18 protein-coding genes and 1 riboswitch are annotated in these 20130 nt (G+C 68.5%); of the genes, 5 read left to right on the top strand and 13 right to left on the bottom strand.

The features are described from left to right. Positions 1 to 134 precede the first annotated feature (134 nt). Complete coding sequence (locus ACFYTS_RS24415; RefSeq protein ID WP_357282215.1) at positions 135 to 1514, top strand: family 1 glycosylhydrolase; 1380 nt, start codon at positions 135 to 137, stop codon at positions 1512 to 1514. Positions 1515 to 1579: 65 nt separating this feature from the next. Here the strand turns inward: ACFYTS_RS24415 and ACFYTS_RS24410 are convergent, their stop codons facing one another. The 6 genes from ACFYTS_RS24410 to ACFYTS_RS24385 form a co-directional block, all read right to left on the bottom strand. Continuing rightward, entirely contained in the window at positions 1580 to 2842 is a 1263-nt protein-coding gene (locus tag ACFYTS_RS24410) for an acyl-CoA dehydrogenase family protein (protein ID WP_387307388.1), read from the bottom strand. Between the two features lie 18 nt (positions 2843 to 2860). Continuing rightward, positions 2861 to 3739: an SDR family oxidoreductase gene (locus ACFYTS_RS24405; RefSeq protein ID WP_357282217.1), complete on the bottom strand. Its 879-nt coding sequence runs from the start codon at positions 3737 to 3739 to the stop codon at positions 2861 to 2863. 21 nt (positions 3740 to 3760) lie between these two features. Beyond that, entirely contained in the window at positions 3761 to 4624 is an 864-nt protein-coding gene (locus ACFYTS_RS24400) for a MaoC/PaaZ C-terminal domain-containing protein (RefSeq protein WP_357282218.1), read from the bottom strand. Further along, a complete protein-coding gene (locus ACFYTS_RS24395; RefSeq protein WP_387307386.1) occupies positions 4621 to 5082 on the bottom strand; it encodes an SRPBCC family protein in 462 nt (153 codons plus the stop codon). Before ACFYTS_RS24395 ends, ACFYTS_RS24400 begins: the two co-directional genes overlap by 4 nt. A gap of 28 nt (positions 5083 to 5110) precedes the next feature. After that, positions 5111 to 6316 carry a lipid-transfer protein gene (locus ACFYTS_RS24390; protein ID WP_357282220.1) on the bottom strand — a complete coding sequence of 402 codons (1206 nt, stop codon included), beginning with the start codon at positions 6314 to 6316 and terminating at the stop codon, positions 5111 to 5113. A gap of 147 nt (positions 6317 to 6463) precedes the next feature. Beyond that, positions 6464 to 7108: a TetR/AcrR family transcriptional regulator gene (locus ACFYTS_RS24385; protein WP_357282221.1), complete on the bottom strand. Its 645-nt coding sequence runs from the start codon at positions 7106 to 7108 to the stop codon at positions 6464 to 6466. Positions 7109 to 7355: 247 nt separating this feature from the next. Between ACFYTS_RS24385 and ACFYTS_RS24380 the strand changes: the two genes are divergently transcribed. Together ACFYTS_RS24380 and crcB are read left to right on the top strand one after the other, a co-directional pair. Beyond that, entirely contained in the window at positions 7356 to 7853 is a 498-nt protein-coding gene (locus ACFYTS_RS24380) for a fluoride efflux transporter FluC (RefSeq protein ID WP_387307383.1), read from the top strand. Further along, the gene (gene crcB / locus ACFYTS_RS24375; RefSeq protein WP_387307381.1) at positions 7850 to 8209 is read left to right on the top strand and encodes a fluoride efflux transporter CrcB; all 360 of its coding nucleotides are present in this window, start codon (positions 7850 to 7852) and stop codon (positions 8207 to 8209) included. Before ACFYTS_RS24380 ends, crcB begins: the two co-directional genes overlap by 4 nt. A gap of 46 nt (positions 8210 to 8255) precedes the next feature. On the opposite strand, the gene ACFYTS_RS24370 is transcribed toward crcB, so the two are convergent. The 4 genes from ACFYTS_RS24370 to ACFYTS_RS24355 form a co-directional block, all read right to left on the bottom strand. Then, positions 8256 to 8492 (bottom strand): hypothetical protein, encoded by a 237-nt coding sequence (locus ACFYTS_RS24370; RefSeq protein ID WP_387307379.1) that lies wholly within the window; start codon positions 8490 to 8492, stop codon positions 8256 to 8258. Positions 8493 to 8692: 200 nt separating this feature from the next. Then, on the bottom strand, positions 8693 to 9184 hold the full coding sequence (locus tag ACFYTS_RS24365; protein ID WP_357282225.1) for an ester cyclase: 492 nt from the start codon (positions 9182 to 9184) through the stop codon (positions 8693 to 8695). 56 nt (positions 9185 to 9240) lie between these two features. Further along, a complete protein-coding gene (locus ACFYTS_RS24360; RefSeq protein WP_387307496.1) occupies positions 9241 to 10383 on the bottom strand; it encodes an MFS transporter in 1143 nt (380 codons plus the stop codon). Between the two features lie 386 nt (positions 10384 to 10769). Beyond that, complete coding sequence (locus ACFYTS_RS24355; RefSeq protein ID WP_357282226.1) at positions 10770 to 11987, bottom strand: NADP-dependent isocitrate dehydrogenase; 1218 nt, start codon at positions 11985 to 11987, stop codon at positions 10770 to 10772. Positions 11988 to 12256: 269 nt separating this feature from the next. Here ACFYTS_RS24355 and ACFYTS_RS24350 point away from each other — a divergent pair, with 269 nt between their 5' ends. Next, on the top strand, positions 12257 to 12892 hold the full coding sequence (locus ACFYTS_RS24350; RefSeq protein WP_387307376.1) for a hemerythrin domain-containing protein: 636 nt from the start codon (positions 12257 to 12259) through the stop codon (positions 12890 to 12892). Positions 12893 to 13020: 128 nt separating this feature from the next. Here ACFYTS_RS24350 and ACFYTS_RS24345 read toward each other — a convergent pair whose 3' ends face one another. From ACFYTS_RS24345 to ACFYTS_RS24335, 3 genes are all read right to left on the bottom strand, one after another. Then, positions 13021 to 16653, bottom strand: coding sequence for a BTAD domain-containing putative transcriptional regulator (locus ACFYTS_RS24345; protein ID WP_387307374.1), 3633 nt, complete (start codon positions 16651 to 16653; stop codon positions 13021 to 13023). Between the two features lie 143 nt (positions 16654 to 16796). Further along, positions 16797 to 17429, bottom strand: coding sequence for a hypothetical protein (locus ACFYTS_RS24340; RefSeq protein WP_357282229.1), 633 nt, complete (start codon positions 17427 to 17429; stop codon positions 16797 to 16799). A 116-nt stretch (positions 17430 to 17545) separates the two neighbouring features. Continuing rightward, on the bottom strand, positions 17546 to 19042 hold the full coding sequence (locus ACFYTS_RS24335) for an MFS transporter (RefSeq protein WP_357282230.1): 1497 nt from the start codon (positions 19040 to 19042) through the stop codon (positions 17546 to 17548). Positions 19043 to 19178: 136 nt separating this feature from the next. Here ACFYTS_RS24335 and ACFYTS_RS24330 point away from each other — a divergent pair, with 136 nt between their 5' ends. Then, positions 19179 to 19913: a TetR family transcriptional regulator gene (locus tag ACFYTS_RS24330; RefSeq protein WP_357282231.1), complete on the top strand. Its 735-nt coding sequence runs from the start codon at positions 19179 to 19181 to the stop codon at positions 19911 to 19913. A gap of 33 nt (positions 19914 to 19946) precedes the next feature. Then, a riboswitch (SAM riboswitch) is annotated at positions 19947 to 20058 on the top strand. Positions 20059 to 20130: the final 72 nt, after the last annotated feature.

The following is a 20130-nucleotide window of genomic DNA, read 5'->3' as shown; positions in this document are numbered from 1 at the left end:
AAGGGTCCCATTCTGGACGATTGACCAGTAGAGTCTGGGCGGCCACCCCAGCGGCGTCACGCCGCGCCCGCACCAGTTCTGGAGATTCCGCCGCGATGAGACCTACGCGCGTCCTGTGTTCGATTCTGTCGGCCGTGGCCATTGTGGCGGGCGGGTCCGCCGTGGCGGCCTCCGCACCCGCGGACGTCGCCGGAACCGGTAGCGCCGGCTCGGGCAGCGCGGGCTCGGGTAGCTCCAGCGGTTCGGGATCGGGTAGCGCCAGCGGGTCGGGCACCGGCAGTTCGGGCGCGCCGACCACGGTGAACCCCTTCGGCTCCGACTTCATGTGGGGTGTCGCCATGTCCGGGTTCCAGTCCGAAGGCCGTGCGCCCGACAGCAATTGGAGCCGGTACGCCACCTCCGGGAAGGCGCACGACCCCTACCTGAACTCGGTCGACTTCTACGACCGGTACGCCGAGGACATCGACCTCGCCGCCGGTATGGGTCTGAAGGTCTTCCGGCTCAGCATCGAATGGGCGCGCGTGCAGCCGAAGGCGGGCGTGTGGGACGAGCGCGACTTCCAGTTCTACGACACGGTTCTGCAGAAGATCCGCGCGGCGGGCATGCGCCCCATGCTGACCCTCGACCACTGGGTCATCCCCGGCTGGGAAGCCGATCGCGGCGGCTGGAAGAAGCAGGACATCGTGTCGGACTGGCTCGCCAATATGCGCCGGGTCGTCGACCGGTACGCGAGCTACGACCCGATGTGGGTCACCATCAACGAACCGATGGGCTACGTCGCGCAGTCGATCAAGATCGGTGACATCGGGGTGCTCGACGCGCTGCCCATGTTCGACCGGATGGTCCAGGCGCACAACTCGATCTACGACTACATCCACGCGCGCCAGCCCGGCGCGAAGGTCACCAGCAATATCGCGCAGTACCCGATCGTGCAGGACTTGACCGACATGATGTTCGCCGATCGCATCAAGGGCAAGATGGACTACATCGGCGTCGACTTCTATTACGGCGCGTCCCTGACGAACCTGCCCAGCCCCGCACTGCTCGGCGACGAACTGTGGAAGAACGCCATCGAACCCGAGGGCATCTACTACAACCTGCGCAACTACACCGAGAAGTTCCCGGGCCTGCCGATCTACGTGGTGGAGAACGGCCTGCCCACCGAGAACGCCGCCCCGCGCTTCGACGGCTACGACCGCGCCGACCACCTGCGCGACACCGTCTACTGGCTGCAGCGCGCCAAGGCCGACGGCATGAACGTCATCGGCTACAACTACTGGAGCCTCACCGACAACTACGAATGGGGCAGCTTCTCACCGCGATTCGGCCTCTACACCGTCGACGCCAAGACCGACCCGTCCCTGACCCGACGCCCCACCGACGCCGTGGCGGCATTCAAGGACATCACGGCACGAGGCGGCGTCGTCTCCGATTACCGCCCCACCCGTAAACCCGCCTTCTGCTCGGTCGCCATCCCGTTCGGCGACTGCCTGCGGCCCGTCTCCGTACCGTAAACCCTTGCCACACAGAGCGGTCCGACCGGCACGCGCCGGGCGGACCGCTCTCGTCCGCACCCGGATCAGCGGCCGAGCAGGCCCTTGGCGACGTGGGTCACCTGGATCTCGTTGGAGCCGGCGTAGATCATCAGGGACTTGGCGTCCCGGGCCAGTTGTTCGACGTGGTATTCGGCCATGTAGCCGTTGCCGCCGAACAGTTGGACCGCGTCCATGGCCACGTCGGTGGCGACCTCCGCGCAGTACAGCTTCATGGCCGAGGCCTCGGCCAGGCTCGGGGGTTTGCCGGCGCGGTTGCGTTCCAGGGCCATGAAGACCATGTTCTGCACATTGATCCGCGCCACCTCCATCTTGGCCAGCTTGAGCTGGACCAGCTGGAAGCGGCCGATCTCCTGACCCCACAGCTTGCGGGTCTTCGCGTAATCCACACAGAGCCGGTGACATTCGTTGACGATGCCCAGCGCCATGAACGCCACGCCGATCCGCTCGGCGGTGAAACTGGAGCGCGCGCTCTCGCGGCCGTCGCCGCCCTCGTGCTCCTCGGTCTCGCCGAGCAGCCGGTCCCGGCCCAACCGGACATTGTCGAAGAACAATTCGCCGGTGGGTGAGGCGTGCAGGCCCATCTTCTTGAACGGCTTGCCCTGAGTGAAGCCCTCCATGCCCTTGTCCAGCACGAAGGTCAGCACCTTCCGATCCCGTTTGTCGGCGCCGTCGCCCTCGTCGAGCTTGGCGTAGACGACCACGGTGTCGGCGTAGGGGCCGTTGGTGATGAAGGTCTTCTGGCCGTTGAGGATGTAGTCCTCACCGTCGCGTTTCACGTAGGTCTTCATGCCGCCGAACGCGTCCGAGCCCGAGTCGGGTTCGGTGATCGCCCACGCCGCGATCTTCTTCATGGTCACCAGATCGGGCAGCCAGCGTTCCTTCTGCGCGAGGGTGCCGCGCGTGAGGATGGTGGTCGCGCCCAGGCCGATGCTCACGCCCATGGCGCTCACCAGACCCATGCACACCCCGGACAGCTCGCTGACCAGCACCGCCATCATCGACTCCTGCCCGGCGAAGGGGCTGCCGTCGCCGGAACGCTCCTTCTTCTCCGGCAGCGGCTCCCCCGCCGCGCGGGCTTCCTCCCGCTTGCGCTGCCGCGCCAGCAGTCTGGTGATCGCCTCCTCGCCGAGGGCGTCGATCCCGAACTCGCCGAACAGCTTCCGGATGATCGGGTACGGCAGCATCTCGCCGCTGTCGAGGGCGTCGAGGTGCGGCCGCACCTCCTTGGTGATGAAGCCGCGCACCGCGTCGCGGATCAGCTCATCGGTCTCGGACCATTCGAACATCGTTGTCCGCCTTCCTGATTACGGCAGTCGCCCGGCGATATCGTCGATGGCCCACGGGCCCTCGGTCTCGATGGTCTTCACGTCGTGCCAGCCCGCCAGCTCCGAGATGGCGCCGCCCTGCACCGCGAACACCTTGCCGGTGATCGGGCACTTCTCGGTGGCCAGATACGCCACCAGCGGGGAGATATTGGCCGGGCTGAAGGCGTCGAACTCGCCCTCCTCCAGGCCCGCCTGCTGCGCCGCCATCATCTCGCCCATGCCGGGGGTGGCCAGGGTGAGCCGGGTCCGGGCGATCGGCGCGATGGCGTTCACGCGCACGCCGTAGCGGGCCAGCTCGTCGGCCGCCACCAGGGTGAGCGCGGCGATCCCCGCCTTGGCCGCCCCGTAGTTCGCCTGTCCCGCATTGGGAATCGTGGTCCCCGACGCCGACGCGGTATTGATGACCGCGGCCGCGGGCTGATTACCCGCCTTGGACTGTTCCTTCCAGTACCCGGCCGCGTGCCGCAGCACCGCCGCGTGCCCCTTGAGGTGCACGGCCAGCACCGAATCCCACTGCGACTCCTCCATCCCCGCGACGAAGGCGTCACGCAGGATGCCCGCGTTGTTCACCACGACATCGAGCCGCCCGAACTCCGACACCGCCTGATCCACCAGGTTCTTCGCGCCCTGCCAGTCGGCCACGCTGTCGGTGTTGGCGATCGCGCGCCCCCCTGCGGCGATGATCTCCTCGGCCACCTGCTGCGCCGGACCGGCGTCGGACCCCTCACCGGCATTGCTGCCGCCGAGGTCGTTCACCACGACCGCCGCGCCCTCCCGGGCGAACAACAGCGCGTGCTCACGGCCGATACCGCGCCCGGCGCCGGTGATGATGGCAACCCGTCCCTCGAGTGCACCCATGAATGTCTCCTCAGTTCTCGATCAGTCGGCGATCTCGGCGAGTCCGTCGCTCAGAACGGTGTCGTCGCCGCGCACGGTGCGAAAGGCGTAAGTGGTGATGCCGTCGGCGGAACCGACCTTCCAGATCTGCGTCTCCAGGTCGTCGTTCGGGAAGACCATCTTGGAGAACCGCACCGCGTACCGGCGCAGCCTCGCCACATCCGAACCCGCCACCCGCGACAGCACGCCCCACGACGACATCGCCATGGTGCACAGGCCGTGCGCGATGATGCCGGGCAGACCGGCGTCCTTGGCCACCTGGTCATCCAGGTGCAACGGCACCGGATCACCCGAAGCCGGTGCGTAGCGGTAGGTCTGGTCCGCGTCCACGTGCGCCGCGACCGTCGCCAGCGGCGGCCGCTCCGCCAGCGCGGCATCGAAACGGTGCGCCGGAGCGGCCGCGCCGACCTGCCGGCCCGCGTCGACATTCCGGAAGAACGCGGTCAGATACTGCTCGTTGACCAGTTCTCCATCGCCGGAACGGGTTTCGATGTGAATGGTGATGGTGGACCCGTTGTCCTTGCCCTCGAAACCGATGGCGCGAGCCCGGGCGACCAGGTGATCACCGGGCCGGATCGGGCGGTGGAAGTGGAAGTCCTGCTCCCCGTGCACCACCCGCCCGAAGATATTCATCGGCGCCACGTCGATGACCGGCGCCATCATGGCGTCGAACACCGGGACGATGGCGAAGACCGGCGGGGCCACATCGCCTTTCAGGTGCGCGGCGATGGGATCGTTGGTGGCGGCCGCGTAATCGGCGATCCGCTCCCGGGTGACCTCGAAGGACTCCTCGTCCGACCAGGTGTTCAGGCCGGACTCGTCGAATTCGACTGTCGTCGAAGTCATTTCGCCTCGCCCTCCCACCGGCTTGCCGCTGTGGCCAACGCGTCGAGTGCGGTGAGGGTCTTGTCCAACTGGGTCAGGCCGTCCTTCTCGACCGCCTTGCCCAGCGCGCCCTTGATCAGCGCGCCCTCGAAATCGCCGGCGACCGAGAACTTGCTGCCGCTGCCCTCGGGGGCGATGTCGAAGGAGAACTGCACCTTCACGCCCGCCATGCCGGTGCCGCTGAGCACCAGCTTGTTCGGGGTCTCGACGCTCTCCACCACCCACTCGATCTTGTTGGCCATGCCGAGCATGAGGATCTTGGCGGTCAGCTTCGCACCCGGGGCCAGTACGGCCGGGGGCTCCTCCATCCAGCGCTCGTGGATGGAGAACCACTTGTCCCAGGTCTGCGGGTCCGAGACCACCGCCCACAGGGCATCGGGGGTCGCGTTGAGGTTCTTGCCGGCTTCGATGTGTCCCATGGCTTTTCGCTCCTCGTCGAGTCGAAGGTCAGCGCTCGGCGCGCTGGTAGGCGGTGACGACGGCCGCGCCGCCGAGTCCGATGTTGTGCTGCAGGGCGGCGGTCACGTTGTCGACCTGCCGCTTGTCGGCGGTGCCGCGCAGCTGCCAGGTGAGCTCGCTGCACTGCGCCAGACCGGTCGCGCCCAGCGGGTGCCCCTTGGAGATCAGGCCGCCGGACGGGTTCACCACCCACTTGCCGCCGTAGGTGGTCGCGCCGGAGTCGATGAGATGACCGGCCTCGCCCTCCTTGGCCAGCCCCAGCGCCTCGTAGAGCAGCAGCTCGTTGGCGGAGAAGCAGTCGTGCAGTTCGATGACCTGGAAGTCCTCGGGGCCGAGGCCGGCTTGCGCGTAGACCTTCTCGGCCGCCCGAACATTCATGTCGTAGCCGATGAGGTTCTTGGCGCTGCCGTCGAAGGTGGAGCCGAAGTCGGTGGTCATGGCCTGGCCGACGATCTCCACCGCCTGCCGCGACAGGTCGTGGCGGTCCACGAAGTCCTCGCTCGCGAGGATGACCGCACCCGAGCCGTCGGAGGTCGGTGAGCACTGGAGTTTGGTGAGCGGGTCGTAGATCATCCGCGAGCCCAGAATGTCGTCGAGCGAATACTCGTCCTGGAACTGCGAATACGGGTTGTTCACCGAGTGCTTGTGGTTCTTGTAGCCGATCTTGGCGAAGTGCTCGGCGGTGGTGCCGTACTTGGCCATGTGCTCGCGTCCGGCCGCGCCGAACATCCACGGGGCCACCGGGAACAGCACCTCGGAGATCTCCGCCAGCGCCATGATGTGGCGCGCCATGGGCTGTTCGCGGTCGTCCCACACCGAACCCAGCGAGCCGGGCTGCATCTTCTCGAAGCCCAGGGCCAGGGTGCAGTCGGCCAGGCCGCCCCGAATCGCCTGCGCCGCGAGGTAGAGCGCGGTCGAGCCGGTGGAGCAGTTGTTGTTGACATTGACGACCGGGATTCCGGTCATGCCAAGCTCGTAGACGGCGCGCTGGCCGGAAGTGGACTCCCCGAAGACGTAACCGACGTAGGCCTGCTCGACCTCCCGGTAATCGATCCCCGCGTCCGCGAGCGCCTTGGTGCCGGACTCCCGGGCCATGTCCGGGTAGTCCCAGGCGCTGTCGTCCTCGTTCTTGCGCCGCCCCGGCTTTTCGAACTTCGTCATGCCGACGCCGACGACGTAGACCTTTTTCGTCATCGAACTCCTCACATAGGGGAACGAAAACAAACATACAAAGCTGTATGTAAAGCCGCAAGAGGGTGCGGCGAATCCACAGCGGGACGGCAAGATCAGAAGGTCAGATCGATACGGCCGCACATACAGCGGCGTCGGTAAGGGTGGCGGTTATCGGTCGCCGAGATGGAAGTCCGGCATGAGCGCCGCGGCCGCCAGCCGCAGCTGCGCCGAGGCCCGCAGCCAGCGCCGGTGCGCCCGCTCCGGATCGGGAGAGATGAAGTTGGTGACCAGGATTCCACGCAGCGTGTCCATGGCGGTGTAGGCGAAGTCGCGAACGTTCTTGCGGTCCAGCTCGTTCGGCACCAGCTGGGCCACCGCCATCAGCACCGCGTTGTTGACGAACGGCTCGACCTTCTCCATCTCCACCGCGAGCACCCGATCGGTGCGGCTGGCCACCCACAATTCGATGGCCGCGATGAACAGCGGGCCCTGATGCAGCTCCCACATGGCCTCGAGGGTCGCGGCGATCGGATCGTCGGTGCTGCGGACCCGCCCGATCTCCTTCATGGCCGCCTCGGTGCGCCGCTGGGCGAGATGACTGATCGCCGCCACCACCAGCTCGCTCTTGGAGCCGAAGTGATGCACCTGCGCGCCACGGGTCACGCCCGCGCGCTCTGCCACCCGCGGGGTGGTGGTTCCGGCGTATCCGTACTCGACCAGGCACTCGATGGTGGCGTCCAGCAATCGGGTCCGGGTCTCGGTGCTGCGTTGTTCCTGGGTGCGGCGCGGCTTCGAGACGGCGGAGCTGGTCATGCCGGAAATCTTACACTTACATACACTCGTGTATGTTCGCGCTCGGTTCGCCGGCCGCCGGACGGTGTGGACGGACGCCGTGATGTCATTCACTTCGGTTCCGTGCGACGGCCCGATCTGGTTACCCTGAGCGATGCGGCGGTGGGGCTCGCCGCTCCGGACACCGGAACAACCGCGGCGACACCGCCGCCAACAGTCCCTACCCACGAAGACACGCTGAACGTGTGCGCTGGAGTAGGAGACCCGTGTGACCCGAGAGCTGGACGCGACCGCCCAGGCGGCCGAACCCATCGACCCCGACATCGATCTGCGTCAACCCGAACAGCGACAGGAACTGCTGCGTTCACAGGGCGCGATCCTGACTGTCATCTCGGCCGGCGGCGCCATCGGCGCGCTCGCCCGCTACGGCCTCGCCCAGATCTGGCCGAGTCCCGCGCACGGATTCCCGTGGGCCACCTTCGCCACGAATGTGCTGGGCTGCTTCCTGATCGGCGTGCTCATGGTGATCGTCACCGAGCTGCGCACACCCCACCCGCTGGCGCGGCCGTTCCTCGGCGTCGGCATCCTCGGCGGGTTCACCACGTTCTCCACCTACGCCAACGAGACCCGCGCACTGCTCGAACCCGGCACTGTCGCAACGGCATTCATCTATCTGGCCGCCACGCTGAGCTGTGCGCTCCTGGCCACCCTGCTCGCGGTGCGGCTGACCCGCGCGGCGGGCGGCTATCGGAAGGCGGCGGCATGACCGGACTGCTGGTGGTCCTCGGCGCGATGGTCGGCGCACCCGTGCGCTACCTCACCGACCGCGCCATCCAGACCCGCCACGACAGCGTGTTCCCGTGGGGCACTCTCACCGTCAATCTGGCGGGCTGCCTGATCCTGGGCGCGCTTACCGGCGCGGCCGCCTCCTCCCCCACCTTCGCACTGCTCGGCACCGGCTTCTGTGGCGCGCTCACCACTTACAGCACCTTCGGCTACGAGACCATCCGTCTCACCGAGGAACGCTCGTACCTCTACGCCGCCCTCAATGTGACGGTCAGCCTCCTCGCCGGTCTGGGCGCGGCGCTGCTGGGCTTCACCACGGCACACGCCCTGGTCTGACCCGGCCGCTGGGCCAGAGCCGCCGCCGATCAGGTCTGTGAGCCGATCAGGTCTGTGAGTTGTACATGCAGGCGGCACAGGTCCAGCCCGCTTCGGTCATGATGCAGTCGGTGAGGCGGACATAGGAATTGCCGACCCGCTCCCGGCACGCGGTGGCGCAGCCGTTGAGGTCCTGGCCGCAACTGATGGCGTCGGCGGAGGCGATGGTGGGCACGGCGAAAGCGGGCACGATCAGCCCGGCTAGCAAACTCGCGGCGAGGACGGTGGTTCTGACTGCGCGCATGACGAGAAGTCCCTTCGTAGAAGAACGATGTCAGCTCGGCGAAACGCGTGCTACCGCTCCCTACTGGACACTCGAGCGGATTGCCAGCACTGTTTCAGCAAACATCACTCGCGCCGGTCACCGCAAGACCGGCGCGCACCTGATCGGGGCGGTGTGGTCCGGCCCGCAGGCCTCACCACACCGCCCGGACGGCGGACGAATCAGGCCGACGTCGACTGCGCCGCCGGAATGACACCGAGCTGCTGCAGCATCCCGAGCGTGTCCCAGTTCGCCCAGCTCTCGCCGATCTTGCCGTCGGTCTGGTGGCGGGTGACGGTCATGCCCGCGATGACGACCGGCTTTCCGGTGGCGGGCATCCCCATCAGCGGGCCCTGGTTGGTGCCCGACGCCGTCCACCGGGTGAGGACGAAATCGCCTTCCGCGAACTGCTCGTTGACCAGCATCCTCGTATCGGGGAACGCGGCGAGGTACATCTCCGCCTGCCGCCTGAGCGCCGCGGGACCGTGCACCTCCGCGTGCGGATTCTGTGGATCATGATCGATGGCGTCCGCCGCGATCACTTCATCGAAGACATCGAAATCCCTGGCGTTCCAGGCATCGAATATGCGCTTGGCCGTGGCCTTGTTCTGCTCTGACATATCGTTCCCGTCCTTTCGTGCAGGAAACGTCTTCCACTGGTAATTCGGCGCCATATTCATGATCCACCCGCGACCCCAGAAGGCGAAGGGGCCGAATCGGAAATACCCGGCTACCGGCGCTCCGGCCGGCGCGCGAGAGACACGGTCGCCACGAAGAGCAGTACACCCAGCACCGCCAGCCCGGCGCCGACCACCGCCGGGGCGGTGTAGCCCATGCCCGCGGCGATCACCAGGCCACCCAGCCACGCACCCGCGGCATTGGCGATATTGAGAGCCGCGTGATTCAGTGCGGCAGCGAGGGTTTGCGCGTCATGGGCGACATCCATCAGACGGGTCTGCAGGGCCGGGGCCAGTGCCGCGCCCGACGCGCCGACCAGGAACGCCCCCGCCGCCGCCGTGTACGGATTGTGCGCCGCCGCAACATATCCCGCCAGAATCACCACCATCGCCAGCAGCGAGACGAACACCGCGCGATCCACGCCGCGATCTGCCAGCACACCACCCGCGATATTGCCCGCCACCATGCCCAGCCCGAACAATGCCAGCACCAGCGGGACCAGGCCGATCCGCACGCCGGCCACATCGGTGAGGGTGGTGGTGATGTAGGTGTAGACCGCGAACATGCCGCCGAAGCCGATCGCGCCGACCAGCAGGGTCAGCAATACCTGTGGACGCCGCAATGCGGTCAGTTCGGTACGGGGATCGGTCATTCGAATGCCGTGCAGCTCGGGCACGAGACGGGAGAGCGCGGCCACCGTCGCCAGACCGATCACGGCGACCACCGCGAAAGCTGCCCGCCAGCCGAGGTTCTGGCCCAGCCAGGTCGCTGCGGGAACGCCGACGACATTGGCGGCGCTCAATCCCAGCATAACCGCGGCCACCGCCTTCGCCCGCTGCCCGACCGGGGCCAATGACGCCGCCGCCAGCGACGCCACCCCGAAATACGCGCCGTGCGGCAGACCCGACACGAACCGCGCGAACGTCAGCGTCGCGAACGTCGGCGCGATCACACTGGCCGCGTTGCCCGCCGTGAACGCCAGCATCAACACCATCAACAGCCGCTTGCGCGGAACCCGCGCGCACAACGCCGCGATCACCGGAGCCCCGACCACCACGCCGAGCGCGTAGGCGGAAACGATGTGTCCCGCAGTCGGTTCGGACACCGCCATCGACTTCGCGATATCGGGCAGCAACCCCATGGTCACGAACTCGGTTGTGCCGATCCCGAATCCGCCCGCGGCGAGGGCCAGCATGGCAGGGATGGGCCACTGCCCGCGCGGGGCGACGGAGTCACTCGTGCCGTCGCGGGTCACGTCTTCGGCGGTCGATACGGCGGGGGCGGCGGATACAGATTCGGGCACAACCAAGCGCAACACAGTGGCGAACGATCCCGATACCGTCCGGTCCAGTGATTTCACTCACTGACCGACCGACCCGTCAGCCTGCCTCCGGAAATGAGGTTCCCGGAAACAGTTCGGGCACCCGCCCACCCACCGGTTCCGGTGGGGGCAGGTGCCCGTTGGGCGCGGTGGATGTTCTGGCCGGGACTGTGGTCCCGGCCGCCATCGTCACCGCTTCGCGCTGTTCACGTTCGCGCGGCTCTCCTCGGACGTCGGAACGTCCACCCGGAGTGGGGGTTTCAGCGAATCTCGCGAGCCAGGTTGGCGTCCAGCACGCCGAGGAACTCCTCGGTGGTCAGGTAGCCCTGGTCGCCGCCGACCAGCAGCGCGAGGTCCTTGGTCATCTGACCGGACTCGACCGTCTTGATGACGACGTCCTCGAGGGTCTGCGCGAAGCCGATCACCTCGGGGGTGTTGTCCAGCTTGCCGCGGTGGGCCAGGCCACGCGTCCACGCGAAGATCGAGGCGATCGGGTTGGTGGAGGTGGGCTTGCCCTGCTGGTGCTGACGGTAGTGACGGGTCACGGTGCCGTGCGCCGCCTCCGCCTCACAGGTGCGGCCGTCCGGGGTCAGCAGCACGGAGGTCATCAGACCCAGCGAGCCGAAGCCCTGCGCCACGGTGTCGGACTGCACATCGCCGTCGTAGTTCTTGCAGGCCCAGACGTAGCCGCCCTCCCACTTGAGCGCGGAGGCGACCATGTCGTCGATCAGGCGGTGCTCGTAGGTCAGACCGGCCGCGTCGAACTCGTCCTTGAACTCGGTCTGGTACACCTCCTCGAAGGTGTCCTTGAACATGCCGTCGTAGGCCTTGAGGATGGTGTTCTTGGTCGACATGTACACCGGGTAGTTCTGCTGCAGGCCGTAGTTCAGCGAGGCCCGCGCGAAGTCCCGGATGGACTCCTGGAAGTTGTACATGCCCATGACCACGCCGCCGTCTTCCGGCATGCGCACGACCTCGTGCTGGATCGGCTCGGAGCCGTCCTCGGGCGTGAAGGTCAGGGTGACGGTGCCCGCCTGGTGCACCTTGAAATCGGTGGCGCGGTACTGGTCACCGAAGGCGTGACGGCCGATGATGATCGGCTTGGTCCAGCCCGGAACCAGACGCGGAACGTTCGAGATGATGATCGGGGCGCGGAAGATCGTGCCGCCCAGGATGTTGCGGATGGTGCCGTTCGGCGACCGCCACATCTTCTTGAGGCCGAATTCCTCGACTCGCGCCTCATCGGGGGTGATCGTCGCGCACTTGACGCCGACGCCATGCTTCTTGATGGCGTTCGCGGCGTCGATCGTGATCTGATCATCGGTCTTGTCGCGGGCTTCGATGCCGAGGTCGTAGTACTCGAGGTTCACGTCGAGATACGGATTGACCAGCTTGTCCTTGATGAACTGCCAGATGATCCGGGTCATCTCGTCGCCATCGAGTTCGACGACGGTCCCTTCAACCTTGATCTTGGACATGGATCTTCGTGTCCTCCTAGGAAGGTGGTGCTCCCATTGCACGGCCGGTGAGCACCGCTTGTAGCGGACCCCAGCTGTTCAACAGACAACGTATACGCATGACTCCCGGCACCGGACCTGTGGTACCAGGTCCATGTCCGATGTGGCGTCAAGCAAGACAAGCGTACTGCTGCTATGGACCTCACCGCGCGGGCAGCCCCCGCTGTGCGGGAACCTGCCCTCAGTTACTCGCAAGTAGGGTGCAAGTGATCGGGCCCACAGTCTCCAGTATGCCGACCACCACCGAGCCCGACCTGCTGGGCATGTGCCTCGCCCACCGCGCCATGATCGCCGACACCGCGCGCTTCACCGACCTCACCCGCGACATCGCCGCCGGACGCGCGGACTGCCCGCCACGACGAGCCGCGGCCATCGCCGAATACCTGCTGCTGCTCTGCGACAGCATCCACCATCACCACACCATCGAGGACGCGGTGCTGTGGCCGCTGCTGCGCGACACCGGCGCGGTGGACGTACGCGAACTCGAGGACGACCACGCCCAGCTCGACCCGATCCTGGACAGCGTGCGCGCCGGTGCGCGCGAACTCGCCCGCGACGGATCCGCGGCGGCGCTCACCGACCACCTCGCCCGCCTGAACGCCTTGCTCACCGAACACATCGCCGACGAGGAGGACACCGTCTTCCCGGTGATCACCGCCCACCTTGACGCCAAGCAGTGGAGCGCCGTCGAAGCCGCCGCCCGCAAGGGCGCGACCATGAGCTTCGAACTGCCGCGCATGTTCGGCATGTGCACGCCCGAGGAATGGGAGCGCGCCAACGCCGAGGGCGGGCTCGTGCTCAGCCTCATGCTGCGCTGGTTCGGGCGGGGGCATCGGCGACGGGAAGCCCTCATCGCCGGGAGCTGACCGGGCGGGCACGGCCGAGCGCCCTCCCGATCAGTTCGCGCCGCCATCTGGAGGGGGGCGAGTCGGTTCGCACCCGCCGTCAGGAGAGTCGCGAGTCGGTTCGCGCCCGCCCTCGGGAGAGCCGCGATTTACTTCGCGCCCGTCGGCGGGAGCGTGGCGAGCTGGGCGGTGAGATGGGCGGCGACCTCGGTCGCGCGGGTTCGGTGCGCGGCGGCGGCCTCCGGATCGCCCAGCGCGTCGGCCAGCTCCGCCAGCACCGTGTCGATCGGACCGTAGACGACCGAACCGGTGTCGAGGCCCGCGACCGTGCCCGAACGCGGGAGCATGTCGCGGTAGCAGTCCGCGGCGGCGGCGAGATCGCCGAGCCGCAGGGCGACCCGGGCGCGGAAGACCGCCATGACCGACCAGTAGTGATCCCGCCGGATCGGCGCGGCGGCAGCGAAAACCGCACGCGCCGTATCGATGTCGCCGCTGTCGAGCAAGGCCAGGGCGTACGCGAGCGCCAGCGCGTCGGGCGAGACCGCGTGGACCTGCGCCATCGGCTCCACCAGGGCCGACAGGTCGCCGCGCGCCCAGCCCAGCATCATGGCCCCGGCGATCAGCAGCTCCGCGCCATTGGCCGCGCCGGCGGCGACCAGGCGCGCGCTGGCATCGGCGTACGCGCGCTCGGCGGCGTCAAGATCACCGCGCGACACCATGAGCACGGCATCGAACAGCGTGAGCACGATCAGCATCTGGTGCAGCTGACCGCCCGTCGCGCACTCCAGACCGCGCTCGGCCGCGCGCCGCGCCCGCACCAGATCATTGTCCGCGCCGGCGATGAGGCACCCGAGGAAATGCGCCACCGCCTGGTACTCGACCAAACCGGCCGCCGTGGACACCGCCAGCAGCTCGTCGGCCAGCCCCGCCCGCTCGTCCCACAGATCCGGGCCGAGCGCCACATAGGCCCGGACATTCAAGGCCGCACACAGCAATTCGGGATCACCCAGATCCCGCGCCGTCGCCACCGCCTCCGCCGACGCGGCGAACGCCAGCGGATCATCATCGCCTTCGACCTCCACGACCAGCGCCACCAGCAACCGCACCCGCACCCCGTCGGGCAGCGGCCGCGCCAGCGCCGCCCGCAGCGCACCGATCACCCGCTCGTCCGGCAGCCGCTTGTCCCGCGTGCCCCAGATCAACGGCGCCCGCCACGAACCCAGCGCCATCGCGACGGGATCGACTGCCGGACCAGCAGACTCGTCGGCCAACCCCCACCCAGCCGATGATTCGCCCCGCGCCCGCCCCGAACCCGGCACGACAGGATCCATCGCGGCGCCGGAGCTCCGGTCGGCCATTTCACCGGACGCCGCCGCAGCCGATCCGCGTGCGGCCGATAGGTGCGGCCCCGACGCGAGCAGTGCGGACGATTCATGTCCGGCCGATGCTGCCGACCCGTGATCGGTCGACGCCGGACCGGTCCGGGTGATCGCGGCGAGGTGCTCGGCCAGGTCGAGGGCGGCGGCGCGCTCGGCACGGGCGGCGGCGTCGTTGCCGCGGTAGGCGAGGGCGTTGACCAGGGCGCAGCGGACTTCCAGAATGGCCGCGCCCACAACGGGATCGGGGCCGTCCTCGCGATGGCCCGCCAGCGTGTGCAGATCCAGCGCGGCCCGCCACAGCGGTTCCGCCTCGGCGAACGCGCGGCGCGCACCGTCCTGCCGGGCGGCGGCCAGGACGTACCCCAGCGCCTCCCCGGCGGTTCCCGCGTGCGCGCCGGTCAGGGCGTGGTGGGCGAGCAGCGCCGGATCCACCGGATTCACCTGTTCGGCCACCCGCAGCGCCGACCAGTGCATGCGGCCCCGGCGCAGCGCGGGGATACCCGCGTAGACCGCGTCCCGGGTCAGCGCGTGCCCGAAGCGGATCCGGCCCCCGGACTCCAGGCGCAGCAGTCCGGCCACCACCACGGTGTCCACCAGATCGACCAGGGCCCCTTCGGTTTCGCCCGTCAGCTCCAGCAGCGCGTCGAAATCCGACTCGCCGCCCCACACCGCGAGCAGCCGCAGCATGCGCGCCGCCTCGGCGGGCAGCCGCGCGATCCGGCGATGCAGCACATCGCTGACTCCCGCCGGCACCGCCAGCAGATCTCCTTCGGCGGCAGCGAGTTTCGCCAACTCGGCCACGAACAGCGGATTGCCGCCGGTGCGATCACGCACCAATTCGGCTGTGGCATTGTCGATTCCGCGCAGACCAGCCGCCCCCGCAACCGTCCGCACGGCCTCGAGGTCGAGCCCGGTCAGCTCCAGCCGTCCCGAGGTCACCGCCGCCAGTGCCGCCGACGTGGCCCGAACCTCGTCCCCCACTTCCGATCCGCGCATGGTCACCACGAACAGCACCGGAGCCTGCGCCGACCACGCCACCACCTGCCGCAGGATCTGCAGGGTCGCGCCGTCCGCCCGGTGCGCGTCCTCCAGCACCACCAGCACCGGCCCGGCAACACTCGCCGTATCGACCGAGCTCGGTGTATCCGGGACGACCGAGCCGGGGCTCATCCGCCCACCCGGGGTATCGATGGGATGTCCGGTCCATTCGGCGAAGCGGTCGACCACGGCCAGCGACAGGTGGAACGGTGTCGCGTCCGCGCCGAGATCCGCTGCCTTGCTGCCGGATTCACCGGTCAGCTCCATCCAGGCCCAGGCCGCCGGAGCGCCGTCGACCTCGGGGCAGCGGCCGACCGCGGTCCGCCAGCCGGCAGCGGCCAGCTCGTCGGCGACCGACCGCACCAGTGTCGTCTTGCCGGCTCCGGCCTCACCTTCCAGCCACACCAATCGGCCGCGGCCGCCGGCGGCTTCACGGGCGGCGGACAGCAAGGCCCCACGTTGACCCGCATAGCCGACCGGGGCGGATACCGGTGACACGGGTTCCGGCCGATCGGGCACCACCGATGCGATCGTCGCCGCGACGTCATCGGTGGAATGTGAACGTGCCGAACCTGATTCCGCGGCGAACGGCTCGGCGGGCGCGGGCGGAGCGAGGGCCGGATCGTGGGCGAGGATGGCGGCTTCCAGCTCGCGCACCGGCGGGCTGGGGTCGATGCCGAATTCGGTGTTGAGGGTGGCGCGGAGGTCGCGCAGCGTGGCCAAGGCCTCGAGCTGACGTCCCTGGCGGTAGTGCGCGAGGGCCAGCAGCCGGACGGCGGCTTCGCGTTCGGGGTGTTCGTCGACCAGGCGGCGCAGGGCCGCGACGGCCTCCTCCGGGCGGCCCAGGGCGAGGGCGGCGTCGGCCCGCTGTTCCACGGCGGTCCAGCGCATATCGGTGAGGCGGGCGATATCGGCGGCGCTCCAGGCCGCGTCGGCGTAGGCGGCGTAGGCGGGGCCCCGCCACAGCGCCAGCGCGGAATCGAGGAGGCGGTGCCGGGCGGCCGGATCGGATTCGGTGGCGGCGGTGGACACCAGGTGGTCGAAATGCCAGACGTCGACGGCCGAAACCGGCAGGCGCAGCGCGTATCCGGGGGTCTGCGACACGAGCACTCCGGCGGGCGCGCGCGGCGGCCGATCCGGCTCCAATGCCCGCCGCAGATACGAGATGTGCGCCTGCAACGCCCCCGACGCCTTCGGCGGAGGCTCCCCCTGCCACAGATCCTCGATGAGCCGATCCGCCGAAACCACCTCGCCCCCGGCCGAAACCAGGCGCGCCAGCACCGCCCCCTGCCTCGGCCCGCGCAAAGGGGCGGGCCGACCGTCCACCGTCACCCGTAGTGCGCCCAGCACTTCCACGAACACCACGGGCGATACATCGGCTGCGACAGCCCATTCGCTAACACGGCGAACGACTGAAGCCGACCTGGACCGCCGATGCCGCGCAACGCACCGGTCGCCCACGCGTGCCCGAGACAGGCACGCGGGCGACCGCTATCGCCAGGCGGCAGTCATGGCCCGGTGGGCAGTCGGAGCACTCGGATGCCGCCGAGGGCGAGAACGAGTCCGACGGCGATCGTGCCGGGGATGATCCACCAGCCCTCCGCGCCCGGCAGCCCTTCGGCCCCGGCCATCGCGACCACCGCGAGGATCAGCGCGACCGCGGCCCCACGGCCGAGGAACGGACGCGGGGCCGCCAGCGCGCACACCGCCAGCAGGATGAATCCCAGCAGGAAGGCGGCAGCGAGCGGTCCGTTCACCGGGAGGGCGGCCTCCTCGATGGCCGATTGCTCATGGTGCGACAGGCGCGGAGCGACATAGATCTCGTGGTACGCACCGACCGGGATCGCCACGGTGAGCCCGACGAACAGCAGAACGCGGGCAACCGCGGAAACCTTGGCGGGCCAGCCATCTCCGTCTCGCCAGGCGGCGAACACCACCGGCAGGCCCACCGCCATCAGGATCGCGCCGGCGCTGAAAGTCAGGTGGGCGGCGGCCCAGGTGGCGGACTGTTCGGCCGCCTCGGAATGTTCCAGCGGGTGCAGGGCATTGCCCACGGCGAACAGCACGCCCCCGGCGATCAGCGCGCTGGCGCGCAGCCGGAGGTCTGGATCGGCCGCGGTGGGCGCTTTCGTCATCGTCATGGTCGTACTGTCGGCCAGGGCGATGCGCCGCGACTTGCCGCCGACTTGCGGCCGACAACGACGCGTGCCCGCCGCGAGAGTCGCGGCGGGCACGGCGCGGAATCACCGGCGGTGGTTCACACACCCACGTGCACGGCGTGCTCGTCACCCTCGAGCAGGTTCTGCGGCTTGTCGCGAACCATGAACGCCGCGATCGGAACACACAGCGCGAAGAAGACCGCGCCGATCAGGAAGGCCACGTTGTAGGAGTGGATCGAGGCCCGCTCCATCACGTGGTCGACGGTCATGTTGTTGCGCACGTACCGCTCGGCCACCTGCACCGAGATGGTGGTCAGCAGCGCGGTGCCGATGGAACCACCCACCTGCTGGGCGGCGTTCAGCAGCGCGCTGGCCACGCCCGAATCCTCGGCATCGACCTGGTGCAGCGCGGTGGTCTGCATGGACACGAACAGCGCACCCATGCCCAGCGCGATCAGGATCATGGCAGGCAGCAGGGCGGTCGCGTAGCTGTCGCCGTACTCCAGCCGCGACAGCCACACCAGGCCCGCCGCGCCCAGCACCGAACCCGCCAGCATGAGCGGCCGCGGCCCGATCTTGGGCAGCACCGCCGAGGCGATACCCGCCGACACCACGATTCCGGCCGGGAACGGCAGGAACGCCACACCCGTCTTCAGCGCCGAGTAGTGCTCCACGATCTGCAGGTAGAAGCTCAGGTTCAGGAACATGGCGAACATGGCGATCGGCACCAGCAGCGCGATCAGATACGACCCGCCGCGGTTGATCTCACCCGGAATGCGCAGCGGCAGCAGCGGATTCGCGGTCCGGGCCTCGATGGCCACGAATGCCGCCAGCAGCGCCACACCCACCACGAACAGGGCCAGCGTGGTGGAGGCGGTCCAGCCGTCGGAGGCCGCGCGGCTGAAGCCGTACACGATCGAGATCAGGCCGAGGGTGACGGTGACCGCGCCGGGCAGGTCGTAGCCGCCGGTGCGGGGCGCCGGCACGTCCTTGACCACGAAGGCGAACGCGCCGACCAGGGCCAGCAGCGCGACCGGGGTGTTCACCAGCAGTGACCACCGCCAGTTCGCGTACTCGACGAGCGCGCCACCGGCGATCAGGCCCAGCGCGGCGCCCGCCGCCGACACACCGGCGAACACGCCGAAGGCCCGGGCCCGTTCCTTGGCTTCGGTGAAGGTCACCGAGACCAGCGACAGCGCGGCCGGGGCCAGCAGCGCGCCGAACGCGCCCTGCAGCGCGCGGCCCGCGAAGAGTTCGGCCTGGTTCTGCGCGAGACCGGCCAGCGCGGAGGCCGCGGCGAAGCCGATCAGGCCGACCATGAGGATCCGGCGGCGGCCCAGATAGTCGGCGAGGCGGCCGCCGAGCAGCAGCAGACCGCCGAAGATGAGGGTGTACGCGGTGAAGATCCACTGCTTGTCACCGTCGCTGATGTGCAGATCCTGCTGCGCGAACGGCATGGCGATGGTAACGATCGTGGCGTCCAGGACCACCATCAGCTGCGCCATGGCGATTACGCCGAGCGCCCACCAACGCCTGGAATCTTTTGCGGGACTTGCTTTTACGTCTGTACCGAGAGCGTCCGTCGCTACGGTCATGAGCCTCTCCTCTGGAGTTCGAAGGCAGCATCACCATAGTGACCCCAACCGACAATTGACGTCAAGGGAAAAATGTCGCACCGCGACAGTTGTCATACTGGGACAGGAAAACGCATCAAGGATCTACGATGGAGGGATGTCGGAGTTGTCAAGTCACATCGGTGTGATCTCGCGTCACCGCCCCGGCCTGCGTGAGCGCAAGAAGCAGCAGACCCGGACCCGGATCATCGACGTCGCCCTGCGGTTGTGCGACGAACAGGGCTTCGACGCCACCACCGTCGAGCAGATCGCCGACGCCGCCGACGTCTCCCCGCGCACCGTGAACCGGTACTTCGAGAGCAAGGAGGCGATCGTCATCGCCCCCATCGAAGGCTGGGGACAAGCCCTCGCCGATCAGCTGCGCGCCCAGCCGATCACCGGCGACGAGATGCAGGCGCTGTTCGGCGCGTTCCTGGCGGTCGTGGACCAGATCATCGACTCCGACACGCCCGTGCCGTTCCGCTGGTTCCAGCAGATGCAGCGCATCACCCGCGACAGCGTCGCCGTGCGCGCGGTCAGCATGGAATCGGCCGACACCAAGACCCGGGCCGTGTCCGCGGTGCTGGCCGAACGCCTGCGCCTGCCCGAGGACCACCTCACCGTGCGACTCATCGCCACCACCTGGCACGGCATCGTGCGGGTCGGCATGGAGTGCGAGACCGACGAGGACGAGTTCCCGGGGTGCACGACCGCCACCAGCGCCCGCATGCTCGCCGACAGCGTCCAGGCGGCATTCGACGAATTCCGGCGGGTCTGTTGCGGTGCGGCAACGGTATTTCCCCCCGTAAACGGGGGAAATCCCACGAAGAATGCGACAAACCCCACTGCGTAGATCGGGCCGGACGGCCGCTAGAATCCCGCATTAGGTCAAGAGCATCAGCGTTAAGGCCCCGGCTTGCTGATCGGCAACCCTCCAGCTGCGGTGGGGTGCTCCGGGTGCAGACCGGGCGTTCGAGGGCCGAACGCAAGCGCAACTAGGAGGTCTACCGAAATGTGTTGTTGTCGAAGCCCATTCGCTTCTCGATAACGTCAAACTTCCGCCATTCGGC

Source organism: Nocardia sp. NPDC004151, from assembly GCF_042874235.1.
Lineage (GTDB): Bacteria > Actinomycetota > Actinomycetes > Mycobacteriales > Mycobacteriaceae > Nocardia.
The sequence above is the reverse complement of the archived record's forward strand: the minus strand, read 5'-3'. Positions and strand labels throughout refer to the sequence as shown.